Source organism: Streptomyces sp. NRRL B-24572, from assembly GCF_002156145.1.
Lineage (GTDB): Bacteria > Actinomycetota > Actinomycetes > Streptomycetales > Streptomycetaceae > Streptomyces > Streptomyces vietnamensis.
The window spans coordinates 1-531 of sequence record NZ_MWIG01001217.1 but is presented as its reverse complement, the minus strand read 5'-3'; the positions used below and the strand labels follow the sequence as shown (position 1 = coordinate 531).

Sequence of the window (531 nt, the reverse complement as noted above, 5' to 3'; positions counted from 1 at the left end):
GCCCGGCGGGGCCGGGAAGACCCGGCTGTCGCAGGAGGCCGCCGAGCGGGGTGCCGGGGACTGGCCGGACGGCGTCTGGGTGGCGGAACTCGCGCCCGTACGGGACCCGGAGGCCGTCCCCGAAGCGGTCCTCGCGGCCGTCGGCGCCCGCGAGACCGTGCTGCGCGGCGCCGGGGCCGAGGAGCTGCGCGGCGGCGGCGATCCGCTCGCCCGGCTCGTCGAGCACTGCGCCGGGCGGCGGATGCTGCTCCTCCTCGACAACTGCGAGCACCTGATCGGCGCGGCCGCCGAACTCGCCGAGACCCTCCTCGCGCGCTGCCCGGAGCTCCGGGTGCTCGCCACGAGCCGGGAGCCGCTCGGCGTCCCGGGGGAGGCGATACGGCCCCTGGGCCCGCTGCCGACCGGGATGGCGCTGCGGCTGCTCGGGGAGCGGGGGGCCGCGGTCCGCCCCGGGTTCCGCGTCGAGGACGACCCGGTGGCCGCGGGCGAGGTCGTGCGGCGCCTCGACGGTCTGCCGCTGGCGATCGAACT

At 79.5% G+C, this 531-nt stretch carries 1 pseudogene; it reads left to right on the top strand.

Annotated features, from left to right (window positions below):
• A pseudogene (locus CCN56_RS41405) lies at positions 1-531 on the top strand (AfsR family transcriptional regulator); the annotation flags it as partial.